This window comes from Actinosynnema sp. (genome assembly GCF_052038725.1).
Window position 1 is genome coordinate 1 of sequence record NZ_JBQGCX010000769.1, and the last position, 2,398, is coordinate 2,398.

Sequence of the window (2,398 nt, forward strand, 5' to 3'; positions counted from 1 at the left end):
CCGCGCCGAGCAGCGCGTTGGAGGCGGGCAGCAGGTCCTTGGCGACCACGGACGGCAGGATCGACATGCGGGCGGGTTGGAAGAACGCGTCCACCGCGCCGAAGGCCGCCGCCGCCGCGCACAGCCCCCAGAACCCGAGGCTCCCGGACAGCCCGGCCAGCCCGACCGACGCCATCACCGCGGCGCGGGCCCAGCTGGAGAGCACCATCAGCCGCCGGGTGGACCACCGGTCGCTCAGCGACCCGCCGACCAGGGTGAGCAGGGCGCGCGGGATCGCCTGGAGCGCCAGGACGTAGCCGAGCTGGAGGGTGGAGCCGGTCAGCTCCAGGGTGATCCAGGCGAACGCGATGTAGCTGAACCCGTCGCCGAGCAGCGACAGGGCCTGCCCCGCCCACAGCAGGCGGAACGACGGGAGCCGGGCCGGGGCCAGCAGCCGGGCGCCCGCGCCGGTGAACGTGGTGGTCATGGCGGAGACCTTCTTCCTCTCCCCGACAGGGGGTGAACGCGTGGGGGCTGGGTGAGCGGGGCGGGTCAGTACTGGACGGGCAGGGCGGTCAGGCTGCGGTTGAGCAGGGACGGCTGCCAGGTGTGCCGGGTCCCCTCCAGGCGCAGGCCGGGGTACTCGGTGACCAGGAACTCCAGCGCCGAGCGGGCCACCAGGCGGGCCAGCGCGGCGCCGATGCAGAAGTGCGCGCCGAAGCCGAAGCCCAGGTGGGCGGTGTCGGCGCGGGTGACCTGGAAGCGGTCCGGGTCCGGGTAGCGGGCGGGGTCGCGGTTCGCGGCGGCGGTGACCAGGAACAGCCGGTCGCCCGCGCGCACCCGCGCGCCGGACAGCTCGAAGTCGCGCGACGCCAGGCGGATGGACATCTTCGACGGCCCGTCGAACCGCATGGCCTCCTCCACCGCCGCACCCACCAGCGACGGGTCGGCGCGCACCGCCGCCAGCTGCTCCGGGTCGAGCAGCAGGGCGCGGGCGGCGTTGGCGATCAGGTTGCTGGTGGTCTCCCCGCCCGCGAAGGCCATCTGGGTGAGCATCCCGACGAACTCGTCCTCGGTCACCCTGTCCCCGACCTGCCCGCCCGCGAGGACCGCGCTGATCAGGTCGTCCTGCGGGTCGGCGCGGCGCTTGCCGACCAGGTCCGCCAGGTACTCCTCCAGGTTCACCAGCGACTGGAGCGAGGTCCGGTACTCGCGCTCCTCCTGCGCCCCGCCGAGCACCAGCTCGCCGACCTTGGCGTTCCAGTACCAGAACGACGCGTGGTGCTGCTGCGGCACGCCCAGCCAGCGGGCGAACACCAGCGCGGGCAGCGGCTTCGCGACGTCCGCGATCAGGTCCCCGACCCGCCCCGGCACAGCCCTGCGGGTGAGCAGCGCCCTGGTGACGCGCTCGATCAGCGGCCGGTAGCGGTTGATGGCGCGCGCCGAGAACTGCTCCTGGAACACCTGGCGCAACCGCCGGTGGTTGGGGGCGTCGGTGAACACCATCCAGCGGGACAGGGTGCCGAAGGCCCGTTCGGCGCTGTCGCGGGCGCCCTCGGGGACGGCGTCCCTGAGCGGGCCGACGCGGTCGGCGGACGCGGCGGGCTCGCGCAGCGCCGAGATGAGCTGGGCGTGCCCGGTGACCAGCCAGGCCCGGTGCAGCGGGCTCCAGCGCACGGGGTCGTGGTCGCGCAGGGCGTTCAGGTACGGGTACGGGTCGGCGTTGACCGCCGGGTCGAGCAGGTAGCGCTCGGTGAAGGCGGGCGCGGCGAGGGGCGCGGTGGGCGCGAGGGGCGCGGTGGGTGCGGTGGGGTCCAGGGTCGCGGTCATCGACGGGCCTCCGCCCTGATCGCGCCGAGCAGGTCCGCGAACGCGCGGGCGTTGGGCTCGGCGAGGATGGTCATGTGGTCGCCCGGCGACACGTGCACGGTCAGCCCGCCCAGCGCCAGCTCCCGCCAGCGCTCGACGTACTCGGCGAACCCGACGTCCAGCCCCGGCATGGGCTGCCCGTCCGGGATGGCGGCGGCCTCGGAGCCGACGACCAGGTGCACGTGGCCGGGGTGCGGGCGGGGCTCGTAGTCGGCGAGCGCGGCCAGCAGCGAGTGCCACACCTCGATGGGCGCGTCGTGCGCGAGGTCGGCCTCGCTGGGCGACATGCCCGCGCCCAGCAGCACCTCGCGCAGCCGCGCCAGCACGGCGTCGCGCTCGGCGGACGGCTCCAGCGCGCGCACCCGGTCGCGCAGCTCCAGCGCCCCGGCCAGGTCCGCGGCGACGCCGAGCAGCCGGTCGCGGGCGGGCTTGTTGGGCAGGTAGGGCTCGACGAGCACCAGCGGTTCGGCGGACGCGCCGCGCTCGAGCAGCTGGGTCGCCATCTCCAGGGCGAGGTTCGCGCCCATCGACCAGCCCAGCAGGGCGCGCG

Annotated in this window: 3 protein-coding genes; all 3 read right to left on the reverse strand. The window is 75.2% G+C overall.

Features of this window, described 5'->3' with window-relative positions:
• On the reverse strand, positions 1–466 hold a 466-nt coding region (locus ACTUAL_RS15880), incomplete at its 3' end, for an MFS transporter (RefSeq protein WP_440900806.1).
• Positions 467–531: 65 nt separating this feature from the next.
• Positions 532–1,809 carry a cytochrome P450 gene (locus ACTUAL_RS15885; RefSeq protein ID WP_440900807.1) on the reverse strand — a complete coding sequence of 426 codons (1,278 nt, stop codon included), beginning with the start codon at positions 1,807–1,809 and terminating at the stop codon, positions 532–534.
• Positions 1,806–2,398 (reverse strand): thioesterase domain-containing protein (locus ACTUAL_RS15890; RefSeq protein WP_440900808.1); only part of this gene is annotated, 593 nt, incomplete at its 5' end. The genes ACTUAL_RS15890 and ACTUAL_RS15885, both read right to left, overlap by 4 nt.

Coding starts and splice junctions, on each gene's coding strand:
- ACTUAL_RS15885 (WP_440900807.1), bottom strand. CDS start 1,809: ATGACCGCGACCCTGGACCCCACCGCACCCACCGCGCCCCTCGCGCCC.